This window comes from Crocosphaera sp. XPORK-15E, assembly GCF_034931425.1.
Taxonomy (GTDB): domain Bacteria; phylum Cyanobacteriota; class Cyanobacteriia; order Cyanobacteriales; family Microcystaceae; genus UHCC-0190.
In genome coordinates this window covers 1-15,995 of sequence record NZ_JAYGHQ010000019.1, presented here as the reverse complement: position 1 = coordinate 15,995, position 15,995 = coordinate 1, and the positions used below count along the sequence as shown (strand labels likewise).

The window sequence follows — 15,995 nt, the reverse complement described above, 5'->3', positions numbered from 1 at the left end:
ATACTCTAGTTGAATAATCTTAACCATGACTCAGATTATTTGTTTAGCAAATTCACGGAAACATGAGGAACGTTGTATTGCTGGTATTAATCCCCAAACAGGTCGCTGGATTCGTCCAATTTATTCCCAATACCCTGATGATGGTCGTGTTCCCCAAGAAATCCGCTTCATTAATGGGGAAGAACCTAAAATACTCGATCTTTTAGACATTCCTCTAGAAAATACAGGAAACGATTTTGGATTTGAGTCGGAAAATCTCAATATTTCGTCTGGAAAATGGCAAAGACTGAATTCTATACCAGCATCGGATCTGATTCAATATTGTTCTGATACACCCTACATTCTACATAATTTATCGAAGTATGTTAATGTCTCTTATTTACAACAGCTTCCTTTTCAAAAACGATGTACCCTTCAGTTAGTTTATGCACTAAGAGTTATTCTTAAAAAAGAGATAAGAAGTACAGGAATAAAGTGGAAAGGTTCGTTGATAACCAAACGGGGTCAACAATTAACCGAGGCTGCTATTACTGATCCTGAATTTGCCAAAAAATTAGATAATGGCTATCTTCCTATCAATCCTTGTCTTGTTACAGTTAGTGTTAGTATGCCTCATCGTCCTTCAAATTGGGAGGGTGATGATCCCTGTTGGAAATTGATTGCAGGGGTTATAGAGTTATCTGATACTGACTTAATTTTGGTAGAAATGAATCGAATTAGTTGGACAATTGAACAAGGGCGAAATCATTTAAAACAAAACTATAATAAGCAATCACGTCAACAGTTAAATAGTCAGGAAATTCAAGAATTTTTGAATTTCCTAAAATCTCATTCACCAATGAATAATTGATAATTGATAATTGATAATTAATTATTCATTATTCAGCGAGTTTAATCTATAATCTCTAATAGTTTTACATACTAGGTTGGGTAGAACTATATTTTCCTCAACTTTTTATTAGGTTATTCGATGTTGTTGTATTTCCCTAACCATAAATAAGATTAAGGCAACAATCAAGGGTAAAAAATAATAAATAGCACGATAAGCAATTAAAGCACCTAACACATCGGCATTAGAAACAGTAGCAGGAATTAATAATAAAATTACTGTTTCAAATACTCCTAAACCCCCAGGAACACTACTAATTAATCCTGCGGTTAATCCTAAAATATAAATGCCAAAAAATCCAGAAAATGATAACCCATGTCCAACAGGTAACAATAAATATAATACGGCTGATGCTAATCCCCAATCAAGGGCAGCAACACTAATAGAAGCTAAAGAAATCTTAGGAGTAGGAAACTTAATCAATTCTGAACCAATTTTCAGGGAACCTTTACCAAAAACACTAATCAGAAAATAAATAGAAACAAAAATCAAAAAGATAATGCCGATAGGATGGGCAGACTCAAAAGGTAAATGAAGAATAGCAGGAAGACTCAAAGGATCAACTAAAAAAACAACCCCACTTACTGCAAATAAGCCTAACCAAAAGGTTAAATGGGTAAAAATAATTAACTGAGCAATTTTAAGTTTAGAAACCCCCCAAGTCCCATAAAAACGATAGCGAATAGCTGTCCCTGAAAAAGCAGTAAATCCAATGGTATTACCCACCGCATAACTAATAAAAGCGGTTAAGGCAATTTTAGCCGGAGCCAAAGATTGATTAATATAACGAAACCCCAATAAGTCATAACCCGTCATGACTAAATAACCGAATCCTGTTAAAGCGATCGCCGCAATTTTATGACTCTTGGAAATAGTGCTTAAATATTGCCAAATACTTTGTAAACTATGGGCTTTTAGTTCATGAGTAATCATGATAATTGAAGCAACAAATAACAATAAAGCCAGTAAAATTGGCAGCATTTTAAGACAGAAACGAAGGATTGACGATCTCATAAACTTTCAGCAACTCTGAATTCTGATTATTTAGCCTAATATTAGTGGAAAAATTCTCCATTGTCCCCCTTGTCTTCCTTGTCCCCCTCAACAGAAAACTAATCAAAGGATTCCCTCTTTAATACCTTTCTATCGGTTTGGACTTCGGCGTGACGCTCACCGGAAGCTTCACCGCCAGGGGAAACTATGGCGGGAGTCCTCTTTTTGCATTTAAGATAGGTATAAAATTTTGATTAAGATGCGAGTGAACACCATTCCCCCTGTCGATTTAGTCCGTCAACACAAGCTCATCAGTGAAGATCTTGATGCTGCTGTTCTCGAAGTCGTGCGTTCCGGTCGTTATATTGGTGGTGCTGCCGTCAGCGACTTTGAACAACAATTTGGCCAGTATGTCGGAACCTCCCAATGTGTGGGCTGTAATTCAGGTACTGATGCCCTCTATTTAGCTCTACGTGCCTTAAAAATTGGCCCAGGAGATGAAGTTATCACCACCCCCTTTACCTTTATCGCCAGTGCTGAAATCATCAGTCTAGTGGGGGCTAAACCCGTTTTTGTGGATATTGAGCGCAGCACCTTTAATTTAGACCTGGAAGCCCTAGAAGCCGCTATTACCCCCCAAACTAAAGCTATTATTCCCGTTCATTTATTTGGCCAACCTGTCAATATGACTCGTTTGCTGGAAATTGCCCAAAAACATAATCTCTACATCGTTGAAGACTGCGCCCAAGCAACGGGGGCTAAATGGGGAGAGCAACAGGTGGGCAATATTGGTCATATTGGTTGTTTTAGCTTCTTTCCTACTAAAAATCTCGGAACTTGTGGGGATGGAGGGGCAGTCACCACCAATGATCCGGCGATCGCTGATGCCATTCGTGTCATTAAAGAACATGGCTCTGAGGTACGTTATTATCATGATGTTGTTGGTATTAATAGCCGTCTCGACACGATACAGGCCGCTATTTTACAAGTTAAATTGCCTTATTTAGACGGATGGAATGAACAAAGAAGAGAAGTTGCTCAACGTTATCATCAATTATTAAACCCCATTCCAGGGATACAACTTCCCCAGGAAATTGAGTCCGGCTATCATGTCTGGAATCAATATACAATCCTAGTTGAAGATAAAGAGCAAGGGGAGAGTCCATTCCGCGATCGCCTGAAAGAAAACTTGCAAAAACAAGGGATTATTTCTATGATTTATTATCCTATTCCCTTGCATTTACAGAAAGTTTATCAAAATTTAGGCTACCAAAAAGGAGATTTTCCCGTCACCGAAAAGGCCGCCCGTGAAGTCTTATCTTTACCCATGTTCCCCGATCTTTCCCCAGAAGAACAAGAACAAGTTACCTATGCTTTAAAGGATAATTGTTCGTCAGCAAACGTTTAATCAGATCCGAAAGGTTTCTCACGGCTTATTATAGAAGGAGAAATCTAACTTCGGTTTGCTAAAAATTGTAAAGGATTACATCAATGAGCCAAGTCACAACTATTTCCGGCCAAGGAATTCCCTTAGTTGGGGATGATATTGATACCGATCGCATTATTCCAGCGCGGTTTTTGCGTTGTGTTACCTTTGATGGGTTAGGAGAGCAGGTATTTGCGGATGATCGCAGCCAATTAAAGGGAAAACACCCCTTTGATCAGCCCCAATACCAAGATGCTCAAATTTTAGTGGTTAATGCTAATTTTGGCTGTGGCTCCTCACGGGAACACGCCCCCCAAGCTATTATACGATGGGGTATACAGGCTATTGTGGGAGAAAGTTTTGCTGAGATCTTTTTTGGCAACTGTATCGCCAATGGCATTCCTTGTGTTACCGCCTCCCCAGAAGCGATCAAAACCCTCCAAAGTTTACTCCAAACCAACCCCCAAGCTCAAGTTACCCTAGACTTAACTACAAAGGAAATCAGATGCAATGATTGGGTTGCCCCGATTGCTATGGGAGAGGGATCGCGTCAAATGCTATTAGAAGGCACTTGGGATAGCTGTGGGCAGTTGATTCAAAACCTTGAAGAAATTAAGGCTACAGCCCCCAAATTACCCTATCTTGCCTGGCATTCATGACCGCAATTGTCCCAGGTTGATCCAAAACACACATAATAGAAAATATCTAAGTTACAGTTGTTATGTTAAGTAATAATAAGGCAACTGAGATCACTTTATGTCAAACCTAGGTTTGATTATTTCACATTTTATGAATGTTGAGGAGTTAATCTGGCGATATAGTCAGGGAGACAGGGATTTTAGTCGGCTGGATCTTCAGCGGGCCGATCTGATTCAGGTTAATCTCAGTGAAGCTAATTTAAGCCGTACCGCCTTAGATTGGGCTAATTTAAGCGGAGCGGATCTCAGTCGTGCTAATTTAAACCGTGCTGACTTAATTAATGCCCGTCTCATCAGTGCTAAATTATTCGCAGCAGATTTAACCGGAGCAAATCTGAGCAATGCGGATTTAAGTTGGGTAAATTTAGAAGAAGCAACCCTCATTAGTGCTGATTTGAGCGGGGCCAACCTCAAACAAACCAATCTTAGTTACACTGATCTCAGAAGTGCTAACCTCAGTAATGCAAACCTCAGTGGTGCCATTTTAAGTGGGGCTATTTTAAGTCGTGTGGATCTTAGTGGGGCCAATTTGAGTGGTGTGGATCTCAGTGGGGCCAATTTGAGTCGAGCCGATCTTAGTGGGGCCGATCTCAGAGAAGCTGACTTAACTAATGCCAATCTTTATAAAGCGGATCTGAGTGAAAGTAAGCTGCAAAATATTGATTTCCAAGAGGCTTTTTTACAAGGGGCGAATTTTAGCCGCTCTAATTTAAAAGGAGCGAATCTAACGGGGGCGATTTTACGAGAGGTGAATCTCAGTCTGGTCACTCTCTCTGAGTTTAATTTACGGGCGATCACTTTTGCCAGCGAAATTGATTTAAGTTCTGCTAATCTCAAAGGGGCTAACTTAAAAGGGGCAATTCTCCGTCATGCTAATTTGGGTTATGGATTATTAAATAAAACTCATTTAAGCGATAGTATTCTTCGGGGTGCTAATTTAATTGATGCGTCTTTGCGGGGGGGAGATTTGCGAAATGCTAACTTCCGTAATAGTAATATTAGTGATATTAATTTAACTGAGGCAACCATGCCCGATGGCAGTCGTCATCCCTAAATCTTAAAAACCTTATTTAACTGTTTCTAGAAGTAGAAAATCATCGCATTCAACCGTTGTCCCATTAAGAATCACACCGCCAACTTTTCCCGTGCCAAGATTGGTATCAGTAGAAGCTAAACCGTCAATTCCATATTCGCTCGCTTTATCGGTGGAACGACAAACAACCGTTGAAAATGTCCGCTCATCTGGATCATAACCAACCCCAGCAGCATAATCGCGGGTGGCATTTCTCCCATTCTCTTTCCCTACCGCACCCTGTAACCCTTGGGTATCATCATTCTTTTCACCCAGGAAAATTGTATAATATTTCTCATTGCCCATAGGCACTTCTAGCTGTTCCGTCCCAGTGGCAAATATCCGTTTTTCATTAAAGAAAGTTTGTTGAGCGCGATTTAATGTACCCATTGTCCCTTTGGCTTCTGATTCTCTCGCTCGTCCAATATAATTCATAGTTTGGGGAAACAAGATACTGGCCAAAATACCGATGATGATAACAACAACTAATAATTCGATTAAGGTAAATCCTTTGTCTTGTTTCTTTCGGATAAGGTGTTTTAGAATAAGATGAGTCATGATTAGTTTGGGGAAAAGACACATGATTAGTTTACCCACCAAGTCTTAAAAATCTATCTTTTCTCGCCAAAAAAAATAACTCTGTTCCCTGGAATCCAGATTCACCCAAAAATCTCCCAATTTATAATCGGGAGATTGTCAATTTACGCCTTAGATAGCTAGACTGAGATCTTGCACCTAACACAAAACCTAAGCCACTTTAATTAATTCCTCCAGGGGTTGCCAACGGAAATAACGTTCCCCACCGAGTTCTATCACCACTTTAAGACGGGGTTCTTGTTGAGGTAAATTAGCTAAATAGGTCAATTCAATTTGAGAAAGGACATAGCCTTCTAAAATCCACAAAACCAGCCCTTTTGACTTGGGGGGCAAAGTTTCTAACTGATAGCCAGCGATAGGGGGAATAAAATAAACTGGCCCTACTGCTGCCTCTTGCCCAATGTTCTTTTTACCGAGGTGGGGAGGGCGCACCCCATGGACTCCCATTAGATAAGTTCCCACGTCTCCTAGTCCTCGGGCCGTAAGAGAAAAGCTATTATAGCCATTCGTCCGTAAACGTCGTTGATAACGTCCTTCAGATCCCCCTTCTAAGGGAGCATAAACCCCTAATGCGCCGGATTTTTCTAAGGCGCGGATGAATCCTTTTCCTGTGGTAAGCAGTGCCATAATTGATGCAGAATCCGTTTTAAAATGCCTATTTTAATTATAGGAGCATATTTATTAATTCTGCTTACTTATCAATATTTCTCCCAAATCTGTAAATCCTCTGGACGATCTATATCGGATAAAATAGGTAACAGATGATAACTTAAATTAAGTTGATCAGCAATATTTTTCGTCATCAATAAAACTTGAGATGTTCCCCAAGCAATATCCTTAAATAATTCAGGGATAACTTTTTTTAAACCAATTAAATAGTAACCACCGTCCGCAGCTTCTCCTAACACTAAATCATTATTTTCTAAGTAATTAAAGGCACTTTTAAGAATGTTTATATTAAGATCAGGACAATCAATACCAATAATCACAACCTTAGAAAATCCCAACTTAAACGACTCAGCAAAAGCGGAATTCATGCGGTTTCCTAAATCTCCGCTTGCTTGGGAATAGTAAGTTAAATCATCCCCTAACCATGCTTGCATTAATTGCTTATTTTTTCCTGTATAATAGATAGAAATAGCCAGATAATTTAAGAGTTTTTTTGCTTCTTTTAGGGTATGTTCTGTTAGTTTTTGTTGTAAATTTGCTGCTCCTTCTGCTCCCAAAACAGGAATTAAACGGGTTTTTGTTTTTCCCGGTTCAGGATAGCGAGTAAAAATAATCAAAGTATAATTATTAAGGGCTTCAGCCCTCACTATGAACTTTTTTATCATCTACTTAACGGCGCGGTAGCTAACCGAATTTGTTCCCAAAGGTAGAAAAATTGTAAACACTTCACCTTGTTGCGATCGCTGACGAACAATTAACTTACCGCCTAAACGATGAAAGAGGTTTTTTGTCACATCTAAATTAAGACTTAAACTACCTGTTTCTGGCTGAAACATTAACAACTGTCCTAAGGCTTGAAGCGGGTTATTTGGTTGATTAGATTCTGTTTGAAATTGTAACTTTAATTGATGACCAGCGGTGCTAACTTGAACCCGAAGATGTCCCCCATTTGTTAGACTACGAGTACATTTTTCAATTAATCCAGTTAACACTTGATCCAACATTCCAGGATCACTAACCACTTGGGGTAATTTCTTGGGAAGTCCCACATCAAGCACGACATTTCGTCGTTGGGCTTGTTTTTTCCAACGGGGAACACATTGATTTAAAAGACTTTCTAAAGAAGTTGACACTAATTCAACTGCTAAGTTGTGATTAGTTTTGCTTTTTAGTTCTGTGGCCCGAAAAATCAATTCCATGCGATTAATTTGTTCCGTACATTCTTGATCAATATTCTCTAATAACTTAATCATTTTTGGCTCTAATTCTCGACTCCGTAATAATAACCTTGTCATGGTACGAATACTGGTTAAAGGAGTACGAATTTCATGGGTTAAGGCCTGTAATAAAGTAATATCTGTGGCTTCATCAATTCCCTGAAGATGTAAAGGAATATCTGCCACTTTTTTCGCCGTTTTCTTAGAAGTTTCTAAGTCACAAAAAGAACGAATTTTTCGAGCAGAAAGAGTAGGAAATTGGGGTAAATAATGGAGAAGTAACCGACTAAATTGGCTAACAATGCGATAATTGGGCGCAATTGGGGGAAATTCTTCAACCCACTCATCTAACTGCCATAATTGAGGATGATGGGTCATAACGAGACGCGATCGCAAGGTTAACCATCCTTGTTGTACCACATCAGGATCAAAGGAAAATTGAAAGGCTGGCAGTCCTAGGCGATCTTCCCCTAAAACCATCATTAACCCAAAATGAGGAGTTAAAATCAGGCAAAATTGTTCAGTAACGAGGGGATCTTGAGGAGATAAAGGCAGTTGAGTAATTCCTGGGGGGTCTATATTTACGCAAGTCGCTGGGGCCGCTGGTAGCTGAAACCTTTTTCCTACGCAGTTTTGACCCATTTGTAAGGTAAAAATTCCTGTCTGAAGTTGGTTGGTGAGGGTGGGATGACAAAGTATAGGCGTAGGGGCTGATAAAATGAGTCCTTGAGAGGTAAATTTTACCTCAGTTGTCTCCCCAATTTGGGATAAAAGTAAGGTTTCTAAAGCGGCGATCGCACTAAACCATTGTCCTTGTCCCTTAAGTCGAAGTTGGTCAATTTCCTCGGTGGTTTGCTGAGATACACAAGTTTGAATCACCGTATCTTCATGACGATTAATAATATCGCTTAGTTTCTCTAATAATCCCTCAGACACAATCATTAATTTCTCTCAGTGCAAACAATTGACCTCTAGCATCTCTGATGATAACGGAATCAAGAGATTAAGAACAGTGGTAGAACCGAACCGAATAAGGGGCAATTTCCCTAGGAAGGATTAAGGGGTGGTTTGAGTTGAAAAGAAGCCACAACCTGTCCATGATCTGATTGCCAAGGTTCTACTTCAGCATCGCTTAACATTTCATCAATTAAATGATCATTAAACACAGAAACATAGGTAACTTTTCCGATACTTTCACGGTTGAAAGCGACAAATTCTTCACTAACTAAAATATGATCTAAGCTTTCATAATAACCATTATGAATATGACTAAAATAAAAATCCCCATAGCTTTGACGGGCTTGAATATCTTTGACACTATAAAGCAGAACATCCCAGATCTTTTTCTTGGCTTCAAATCTCAGTTTTTCCCAAGGGGGTTCACCCATAATCATTCTGGTAGTAACAGCTAGATTTCCATCGTTTAAATCTCCTAAAACAATCACAGGATATTGACGATTTTTTAGCTTATCCATGAGAATTACTCTCAAGGCTGCTGCTTCCGCCGCACGAAGAATTAAAGCCCTTGCTTTTCCTTTAACAAATTCCACTGGATCTTGACGATCAACACTTTCAGGAATAATAGGACGTTTCGATTTTAGATGGACAACAAATACAGTACATTGTATATCATCTGTTAAGGCAATATCCGCCGCAATTACAGGACGACTAAAAGAATTAATCGGAATAATAACCTCTTTAAAATCCAAATTTATTCCTAGAGGAAATTCCTTAAATATTGTATATTTAATAACTGGAAATTTAGAGAGAAGGGCAACAGTGGGTAATTCTCCTGTGGGGTTAGTGGTAATAATTGCCGCGTCTTTATAGTCTTGATTTTCTGCAATAATTTCCTGTAATGCTTCCTGATGAAAGAGTTCTTGAAACCCAATAATATCAGCTTTCATCAGGTTTAATTGATGATTAATCCAAGCTTTTTTTTGCTGATAAACTTCTGGTGTATATTCTCGATTACCGTGGTATTTTACCTGAGGCAATACTAAATTATATAGGTTAAAAGTTCCAACATTAAAAGATTTTTGGCGCGTTTTATAGCTGATAGTTGTTTCTGTGTTCATAGTTTTTATAAAGTAACTTGGCTGAGAATGTACTGTAAACGATCATAATCATCTTTCAATAAAATGCTTAATGTTCGTCCCACCTTAACTAACCAATCTCGATCAGCTTTTCGTAATAAATAAATCTCTCTAATTGCCGCCGCGATCAACGCTTCTGAGGGGGCCTCTTTAACTTGTAAAAGAATCCGTAAAAACTCAACTTGTTCACTAAAATAAACAATTTCTGTAGGTTGACATTGATACACCGCTTGATGAATTTGAGGGGGACGAGGAGGCAAAAATTGATAAATTTTTCCTAAATTTTGTCCATTACCATTAACCATATTTTGAGAAGTTTCAAAGCCAACAATTGCTGCCCGAAACTCCGTTTTAAGCATGGCAAAAATTTGGGGTTGTTGTTCCCGTAAATCTGATAAAGATAAGCCTAATGCCCTCGCACGATGGACTGAATCAATAGGAGTTGTGGTAGCATAGGTAACAATTCCTAAAATTTTATTGCCTGATTCTTCATCTAAGGATTTTACCCAACTGCCAAAGGGAGGCATCACAGGAAAACTTAAGGTTTCTGGTTCCAAACATTGGGCTAAAAATTGCGTGGTTGATGTTTCAATCACTTCTGCAATATGATCGGGACGACGACTATCTGTGGCAAATTGGGGTAAGGGAAGACGCATAATTAAATAAACAACTATAGAGACGCAAAATTTTGCGTCTATCAAACAATAATTTAATTCATTAATCTTACTTTTTCTTGCCTGAAGTTAGCTCAACAGCTTCTATTTCAGATAACAAAAAGGTGACAAGTTTATCCCAATTTCCGCCTTCAAATAATACAGCAGCTTTTCCGTCACTTACCCGCTGCACCAGTCCTTCAAAATGGTAGTAAGTATCATTAGGATTAGTGATGCGTACTGTTGTTCCTGGTAAAATTAGCATGGTCTTGATCCCGATTCAAAAAGTTTCTCTCTCTAGCTTAGCAGTATAATCCCTATTTGTGGACAATGATGTTAAGGAAATTTTTTCAAGAATTGCTGACTTTTTGCTTCTTGGTTGTTTTAAGATGATTGTAAAAGTTTTTGATAAAAAATTAATAATTGTTGTGCCAGGGCTTTATTTGTATATTTTTCTAATACTCTTTGATAGCCTTTTTCTGCTAATTCTTGGGCTAACTGTGGATTTTCTATGAGTTGAGTTAAACAAACTTTTAAGGCGAGATCATCTCCTTCCGGAAAAATCAATCCAGCGTCTTCAATAACATTAGGAATTTCCCCAGAATTAGACCCAATAACAGGAACTTTACAGGCCATCGCTTCAATTAAAACATGGCCAAATTGTTCTTTCCAACCTACAGCAGTTAAGGTTTTAAATTGATAGGTTGTTTCTGAGGGTAAAACTAAAACATTCATCAAGTTAATATAACGAGCTACTTGATCATGGGGAACACTTTCTATAATAATTAATCTATTTTCAAGTCCGATTTTTTTTGCCTCACTAAGAATTGTTTCTTTTAATTCTCCCCTACCTAATAAGAGCAGTTTCCAAGAAGACTGAGATAAATTAGCAACGGATTTTAATAAAGTCAAAATTCCTTTCTCTGTTACAAATCTCCCTACAAATCCAATCACGAATTCTTCTGGTTTAATGCCTAGTTTATTGGCTAATTCGGGCTGTTTTTGGGGAGAAAAAAAAGTTTCATCTACTCCCAATTGGGGCATCACTTCAACAGCATTATTATAGCCATGAGCTTGTAAAATATCAGCAGCATCTTGATTTCCTGCTACTAAACCATCAGTATTTTTGAGGTTATATTGTTCCAAATAAGAAATAGGAAATTTAGAGGTATAGGGGAGATTCCACCAAGTAAAAAAGAGATTTTTTGCTTGGAGATTTAACCAACGATTAAGGGTAATTAACTGAGCATAAGCAAAAGATTTAACCCCTTGTTCAACTTGAATTATTTGAGGTTTAAAGTCTTTCAATAAAGGAATAATATCTAAGCCAAATGTTAATAATCCTTGATTATTTTTGCTGAAATTAGAAATAGGAATCACTCTAAATTGTCCCTCAGTGCGAGGTTTTGTCTCAATTAATTGATTTTGTACCCCACCTGGCCGCCATTGTTTAGGTACAACAATTATGACCTCAATATTTGGTTCAAGGTTCGCTAAAGTCCTAAATTTTTCACCGTTTAGATCAACAATGTAGGTGTGACTAGCAACTAAAATTCTCATATTAGTATTAATTAACAAGCAAGGTTTATTTAAGCTATTTGAGAGAGTTTATTTTGATTCAAGTTAGAACTGTTTAAATCTTCTTTACTATAAATTTGTCCATCATTCCACCTGGCGAAAATAACTGTTTTCATCGCATCCAATAATCCCAAGCTATAAAAAAACAAACGTACCAGAATTTTAATCGGTGAACCCCCTTTATTACAGGGAGGATTTCCTAATACATGACAGTCAAAAAGTTTAGCATATAAACGCAATTGTTGATTAAAAGTTAAATTTTTCAGAGCCATCAAAAAATGATTATGATAGAAAGTGAGTTGATAATTAAAAGAACGGGTACTGATGTCATGACATCCTCCTGTTTCTTCTCCTAAATGCACTAAATAAGCATCAGGTTCATACCAAATTTGATAACCTGTTTGTCGTAACCGTAAACAAAAATCAGACTCCTCTCTAACAGCATTGCCTCGAAATCTTTCATCAAACCAAACATTATATTTAGTAAAAATTTCCCGTCGAAAAGACATATTACAACCACGGGTTGAGATCACCTGTTGTGGTTTAGTTGTATGAACTAAATCAATATGATACCAAGCAATACCAGGGTCCATTGCTTCTGGTGGTAAAATATCAATAGTATAGGGAGATTCAGGGTTATTCACCTTTTCAGAATCAGCCAATTTCATGCGATCTAAAACTCGTCCCGCAATGGCTCCAACCCCTGGATATTTATGATAAGCTTCTACGTGAGCATATAGATAGTTTGGGGGTAATTGAACATCATCATCAATAAAGATAACAATCTCACCTTTAGCCCGTCGAACACCATAATTCCTAGCACCTGGTAAACTGGCCCAATTAATGCGAAACCAGTTAATTTTATTGGTGTTAACTAGCTGTTCTAAATAAGCTTGAATGCTTGGTTCATGGGTGAGAGTTTGATCGACAACGATAATTTCAAGACTGGGATAATCTTGCTTAATAACATCTTCAAGAGTATCTTTTAGGATTTGTTCTCGTCGATAGGTAGGAATAATTAAAGAAATCAAAGGATAGTTCATAATTTTAGGCAGCTGATGGGAATTTTTTAGTGGATTTAACTCTCTTTTTCTTAGCGTCTTCTGCTTCTTTTTGGGCTTTGACTTTAGCTTGTTCCTCTTTATCAATAAGTGGCAATTTAAAAATAATACCAGCAAACAGCCAATAGTAGACACAAACCGGATCAGTATCTAGGGGATACCAATAGGGGAAGTAGCTAATAATTAACAGAAACACCCAAAAACCAGAGGCAAAACTTTTTAGAGCTTTATCTTTTAAGGGTTTCATAGCCTTGAAAGAAAGAAAGGATAAATGACTAACAAAAATCATAAACGCTCCTAAGCCTAAAAAACCAATTTCAAATAACAGTTTAGGGTGATAGGTTTCTATTAAGAAAATAGGACCAAAAATTCGAGTAGAGTTTGTAGCTTTACCCAAACCCCTCCCTAAAATTCCTTTTTGGTTATCTAGGGCAACTAAGAATTGTTCTTGCATAAAAACATAGGGAGGAGACGCATTCCACCGAGCCACAAAACTGTCAATTCTTTCTTGAATAAAATCTGGATTTAAAAAAGAAAATCCAATAAACAGAACAAAAGAAAGGCCAATTCCAATAGGGATAAATCGCTTAAGGTTAGCAACTTGTCCTGTGATAATTAGTAAAATAAGAATTACCCCTGGCACCATCGCTAAGGCTATTCTTTGCCCACAGATAATGGCATTAATAAAAACTAGGGCCATGCCAACTAAACCAGTATTGCGCCAAAAGAAAGATGTATCACTAAAAGCAACAGCAAAAGTAATGGCGGCATTTCCTATTAAAAACCATGCCCAGTGCCAAGGAGATACAAAGGTTCCAGGTAATCGAATTTGACCTTGACTGGGACTATAAAGTAGAGAACCGCCGACCAAGCATTTAGCATTTAATTGGGGCTTGAATAAATCGAGTCCTGTCAGGTGATTTGTTCCCTGACATCGACCTGTTTTTAACATCCAATATTGGGCTAGGCCTAACAGACAGCAAATAATCGCTAAAATAACGAGCAAACGACCTAAAAAAAGTAACTTTTTTTTATCTTCAATTAAGTAATAAGCACAAAAAATCAAGGGAACATAACCAAGTAATACTTTTAATCCCAGTACCCCTTGTAGAAAGGGAATTCCATTTTTACAGGGTGTTCTTATAACGATTCCATTGCTACCTAAAATAAGTTCTCCATTAGCATCTCGCAAAAGCTCTTCATACTCGCTGAGAGAATCGCAAGTTGGGAGAAATTCCTGTAATCCATTGACTAAAAATAGTGTGAGTAGGCCGGATACTAAGATAAAAAGTAAAGTAGGAAGTAGCTTTTTAGGCACAATAATTGGTTTTCTTTTACGGCGACACTCTGTTATAAAGCCCAATAAGGCAGGAAGATAAAAGGCATCTTTAGATATTTGAAAGAGGGCATTTCCTCCACCAATCCAGTAGGTTGCGGTACCACTGAATGGCATATAAATGAGAAAGGCCCACATAGCCATTCGGGGATAATTGTAACAAATAACCATGGTTGGCACTAGCAAACCAACGCCAATACCGACTTTGGGGCTAATACTGAAACTCAAAGTTACTCCCACGATAATCGCAAAGAATAAAGAGAATCCGATTAAACCCATGATTTTTCTTGTGTTTTCTCTCGCTTGGCGTTTTTTGGCGAGTTTTTCCTTGATATCAATGGCTGAAGTCTCTTTTTGACCCTTCGTTGCTTTTCTTTTGCTCTTAGAGCGTATCATTGTCTTTTAGCTGTTGTGACTGCCTGTGTAAATTATACATAAATATACAAAAATGCTGAAATTTTTCGGGCAATTTTTCTAAAGGACTCTGATCTTTCTAAGGTAGTCGATTAATAATTAGGGAATAAATTCCTAATAATTGTTGCCTGGCAAAATGTTAGATCGGTTATGATTATAATATCTTTGATAGCCAGGATGAGATCGAGACGGTTTAGAATGGTTAGGATGATGACAATTACCACAATATCCTCGGCGATCGCGTTCAATAATAATCCTTTCTCTCGAATAAGAATTCCTTCCCCTATCATAATAGGAATTACCTCGATCATAAGACCTACTAGGCTGATTATTGGGTGGGATAATTGTTCGATGGATGCCTGGATAGGGATTAGTTCTGATCCGGACGGGATAAGCTAGGATATCTTTAGGAAACCCACTCACTAAGAGGGTTATTCCTAACATTAGACTAAAAGATTTATTGAGCATTGCGCTACCTCAATTCTTCTGAGAAGCGTCTGAGTCTTTTCTCAGCAGATTCTCTTATCCTCATTGTAAACGTTTCTCTAGGGTTGTCAGATTAAGTTATGTAGCGTTAAAATTGAGAATAATTAGTATGATGGTTGATATAAGGTACAAATGTAGTCACTAACCCATTAATTCTAGGATCAACAAGATGAGTGATCACAAACAAAATCCTCTCTCCCGTGAGATGAAAACCCATGCTATGATTTTAGGCAGTTTTGTCGCAATTTTCTGGGTGACAGAATTATTAGATATGTCTATTTTTAGGGGAAGGTTAGATCGCTTTGGTATTATTCCTCACAGTCTTGTTGGGTTGAGAGGAATTCTATTTGCCCCCTTTTTACATGGAAATTTAGCTCATTTAATTGGTAATACCATTCCTTTCGTGGTGTTAGGATGGTTAGTCATGTTACAAGAAACCAGTGATTTTTGGATTGTCACTTTCTTAACAATGATTATCGGTGGTTTCGGAGTTTGGTTTTTTGGCGCACCAGGATCAGTACATATTGGGGCAAGTATCCTGATTTTTGGCTATTTAGGATTTTTGTTATTACGAGGCTATTTTCAGCGAAATTTTGCTTCAATTTGTCTCTCAGTAATTGTTGGGGTTCTCTATGGGGGACTGGTATTTGGGGTTTTACCAGGTCGTCCTGGAATTTCTTGGCAAGGTCATCTTTTCGGCTTTTTAGGGGGTGTTGTAGCGGCTAAATTGATCACTAATGAAAAACGCTTTTATTCGTGACGACTCCCAACGCCGAGCAAGCTACGGCGTGGGCTTCTCCAAGTCTCGAA

17 protein-coding genes are annotated in these 15,995 nt (G+C 38.0%); 5 read left to right on the top strand and 12 right to left on the bottom strand.

The window, feature by feature from the left end:
- Nucleotides 1–25 precede the first annotated feature (25 nt).
- Nucleotides 26–850, top strand: coding sequence for a dual OB domain-containing protein (locus tag VB691_RS20205; RefSeq protein WP_323293326.1), 825 nt, complete (start codon nt 26–28; stop codon nt 848–850).
- Nucleotides 851–958: 108 nt separating this feature from the next.
- On the opposite strand, the gene VB691_RS20200 is transcribed toward VB691_RS20205, so the two are convergent.
- Entirely contained in the window at nt 959–1,903 is a 945-nt protein-coding gene (locus VB691_RS20200) for a hypothetical protein (protein WP_323293325.1), read from the bottom strand.
- Nucleotides 1,904–2,147: 244 nt separating this feature from the next.
- Here VB691_RS20200 and VB691_RS20195 point away from each other — a divergent pair, with 244 nt between their 5' ends.
- The 3 genes from VB691_RS20195 to VB691_RS20185 all read left to right on the top strand — a co-directional run bounded on the left by VB691_RS20195 (nt 2,148) and on the right by VB691_RS20185 (nt 5,060).
- Nucleotides 2,148–3,290: a DegT/DnrJ/EryC1/StrS family aminotransferase gene (locus VB691_RS20195; protein WP_323293412.1), complete on the top strand. Its 1,143-nt coding sequence runs from the start codon at nt 2,148–2,150 to the stop codon at nt 3,288–3,290.
- Between the two features lie 83 nt (nt 3,291–3,373).
- Entirely contained in the window at nt 3,374–3,967 is a 594-nt protein-coding gene (gene leuD, locus VB691_RS20190) for a 3-isopropylmalate dehydratase small subunit (RefSeq protein WP_323293324.1), read from the top strand.
- 130 nt (nt 3,968–4,097) lie between these two features.
- Nucleotides 4,098–5,060, top strand: coding sequence for a pentapeptide repeat-containing protein (locus VB691_RS20185; protein ID WP_323293411.1), 963 nt, complete (start codon nt 4,098–4,100; stop codon nt 5,058–5,060).
- Between the two features lie 12 nt (nt 5,061–5,072).
- Here VB691_RS20185 and VB691_RS20180 read toward each other — a convergent pair whose 3' ends face one another.
- From VB691_RS20180 to VB691_RS20130, 11 genes are all read right to left on the bottom strand, one after another.
- Nucleotides 5,073–5,636, bottom strand: a complete 564-nt coding sequence (locus tag VB691_RS20180) for a type IV pilin-like G/H family protein (RefSeq protein WP_323293323.1) — start codon at nt 5,634–5,636, stop codon at nt 5,073–5,075.
- Between the two features lie 189 nt (nt 5,637–5,825).
- Nucleotides 5,826–6,302 carry an NAD(P)H-quinone oxidoreductase subunit N gene (locus VB691_RS20175; RefSeq protein ID WP_323293322.1) on the bottom strand — a complete coding sequence of 159 codons (477 nt, stop codon included), beginning with the start codon at nt 6,300–6,302 and terminating at the stop codon, nt 5,826–5,828.
- Between the two features lie 71 nt (nt 6,303–6,373).
- On the bottom strand, nt 6,374–7,009 hold the full coding sequence (locus VB691_RS20170) for a TIGR04282 family arsenosugar biosynthesis glycosyltransferase (RefSeq protein WP_323293321.1): 636 nt from the start codon (nt 7,007–7,009) through the stop codon (nt 6,374–6,376).
- Nucleotides 7,010–8,503 (bottom strand): HAMP domain-containing sensor histidine kinase, encoded by a 1,494-nt coding sequence (locus VB691_RS20165; protein ID WP_323293320.1) that lies wholly within the window; start codon nt 8,501–8,503, stop codon nt 7,010–7,012.
- 104 nt (nt 8,504–8,607) lie between these two features.
- A complete protein-coding gene (locus VB691_RS20160; RefSeq protein ID WP_323293319.1) occupies nt 8,608–9,639 on the bottom strand; it encodes an endonuclease/exonuclease/phosphatase family protein in 1,032 nt (343 codons plus the stop codon).
- A 5-nt stretch (nt 9,640–9,644) separates the two neighbouring features.
- Nucleotides 9,645–10,313, bottom strand: coding sequence for an HAS-barrel domain-containing protein (locus VB691_RS20155; RefSeq protein ID WP_323293318.1), 669 nt, complete (start codon nt 10,311–10,313; stop codon nt 9,645–9,647).
- Nucleotides 10,314–10,380: 67 nt separating this feature from the next.
- Nucleotides 10,381–10,575, bottom strand: a complete 195-nt coding sequence (locus VB691_RS20150) for an NAD(P)H dehydrogenase subunit NdhS (RefSeq protein ID WP_323293317.1) — start codon at nt 10,573–10,575, stop codon at nt 10,381–10,383.
- Between the two features lie 119 nt (nt 10,576–10,694).
- On the bottom strand, nt 10,695–11,870 hold the full coding sequence (hpsO, locus tag VB691_RS20145) for a hormogonium polysaccharide biosynthesis glycosyltransferase HpsO (protein ID WP_323293316.1): 1,176 nt from the start codon (nt 11,868–11,870) through the stop codon (nt 10,695–10,697).
- Nucleotides 11,871–11,899: 29 nt separating this feature from the next.
- Nucleotides 11,900–12,931: a hormogonium polysaccharide biosynthesis glycosyltransferase HpsN gene (hpsN, locus tag VB691_RS20140; RefSeq protein WP_323293315.1), complete on the bottom strand. Its 1,032-nt coding sequence runs from the start codon at nt 12,929–12,931 to the stop codon at nt 11,900–11,902.
- Nucleotides 12,932–12,935: 4 nt separating this feature from the next.
- Nucleotides 12,936–14,681 (bottom strand): hormogonium polysaccharide biosynthesis protein HpsL, encoded by a 1,746-nt coding sequence (hpsL, locus tag VB691_RS20135; RefSeq protein WP_323293314.1) that lies wholly within the window; start codon nt 14,679–14,681, stop codon nt 12,936–12,938.
- 132 nt (nt 14,682–14,813) lie between these two features.
- Nucleotides 14,814–15,167 carry a hypothetical protein gene (locus VB691_RS20130; RefSeq protein WP_323293313.1) on the bottom strand — a complete coding sequence of 118 codons (354 nt, stop codon included), beginning with the start codon at nt 15,165–15,167 and terminating at the stop codon, nt 14,814–14,816.
- A gap of 187 nt (nt 15,168–15,354) precedes the next feature.
- On the opposite strand from VB691_RS20130, the gene VB691_RS20125 reads away from it, so the two are divergent.
- Nucleotides 15,355–15,945 carry a rhomboid family intramembrane serine protease gene (locus VB691_RS20125; RefSeq protein WP_323293312.1) on the top strand — a complete coding sequence of 197 codons (591 nt, stop codon included), beginning with the start codon at nt 15,355–15,357 and terminating at the stop codon, nt 15,943–15,945.
- The last annotated feature ends 50 nt before the right edge of the window (nt 15,946–15,995 follow it).

What these genes read in the sequence shown, in the direction of transcription:
- VB691_RS20130 (WP_323293313.1), bottom strand. Translation starts at nt 15,167, where the DNA reads ATGCTCAATAAATCTTTTAGTCTAATGTTAGGAATAACCCTCTTAGTG.
- VB691_RS20170 (WP_323293321.1), bottom strand. Translation starts at nt 7,009, where the DNA reads ATGATAAAAAAGTTCATAGTGAGGGCTGAAGCCCTTAATAATTATACT.
- VB691_RS20150 (WP_323293317.1), bottom strand. Translation starts at nt 10,575, where the DNA reads ATGCTAATTTTACCAGGAACAACAGTACGCATCACTAATCCTAATGAT.
- leuD (WP_323293324.1), top strand. Translation starts at nt 3,374, where the DNA reads ATGAGCCAAGTCACAACTATTTCCGGCCAAGGAATTCCCTTAGTTGGG.
- hpsL (WP_323293314.1), bottom strand. Translation starts at nt 14,681, where the DNA reads ATGATACGCTCTAAGAGCAAAAGAAAAGCAACGAAGGGTCAAAAAGAG.
- VB691_RS20200 (WP_323293325.1), bottom strand. Translation starts at nt 1,903, where the DNA reads ATGAGATCGTCAATCCTTCGTTTCTGTCTTAAAATGCTGCCAATTTTA.
- VB691_RS20125 (WP_323293312.1), top strand. Translation starts at nt 15,355, where the DNA reads ATGAGTGATCACAAACAAAATCCTCTCTCCCGTGAGATGAAAACCCAT.
- VB691_RS20160 (WP_323293319.1), bottom strand. Translation starts at nt 9,639, where the DNA reads ATGAACACAGAAACAACTATCAGCTATAAAACGCGCCAAAAATCTTTT.
- hpsN (WP_323293315.1), bottom strand. Translation starts at nt 12,931, where the DNA reads ATGAACTATCCTTTGATTTCTTTAATTATTCCTACCTATCGACGAGAA.
- hpsO (WP_323293316.1), bottom strand. Translation starts at nt 11,870, where the DNA reads ATGAGAATTTTAGTTGCTAGTCACACCTACATTGTTGATCTAAACGGT.
- VB691_RS20180 (WP_323293323.1), bottom strand. Translation starts at nt 5,636, where the DNA reads ATGACTCATCTTATTCTAAAACACCTTATCCGAAAGAAACAAGACAAA.
- VB691_RS20165 (WP_323293320.1), bottom strand. Translation starts at nt 8,503, where the DNA reads ATGATTGTGTCTGAGGGATTATTAGAGAAACTAAGCGATATTATTAAT.
- VB691_RS20205 (WP_323293326.1), top strand. Translation starts at nt 26, where the DNA reads ATGACTCAGATTATTTGTTTAGCAAATTCACGGAAACATGAGGAACGT.
- VB691_RS20175 (WP_323293322.1), bottom strand. Translation starts at nt 6,302, where the DNA reads ATGGCACTGCTTACCACAGGAAAAGGATTCATCCGCGCCTTAGAAAAA.
- VB691_RS20155 (WP_323293318.1), bottom strand. Translation starts at nt 10,313, where the DNA reads ATGCGTCTTCCCTTACCCCAATTTGCCACAGATAGTCGTCGTCCCGAT.
- VB691_RS20185 (WP_323293411.1), top strand. Translation starts at nt 4,098, where the DNA reads ATGAATGTTGAGGAGTTAATCTGGCGATATAGTCAGGGAGACAGGGAT.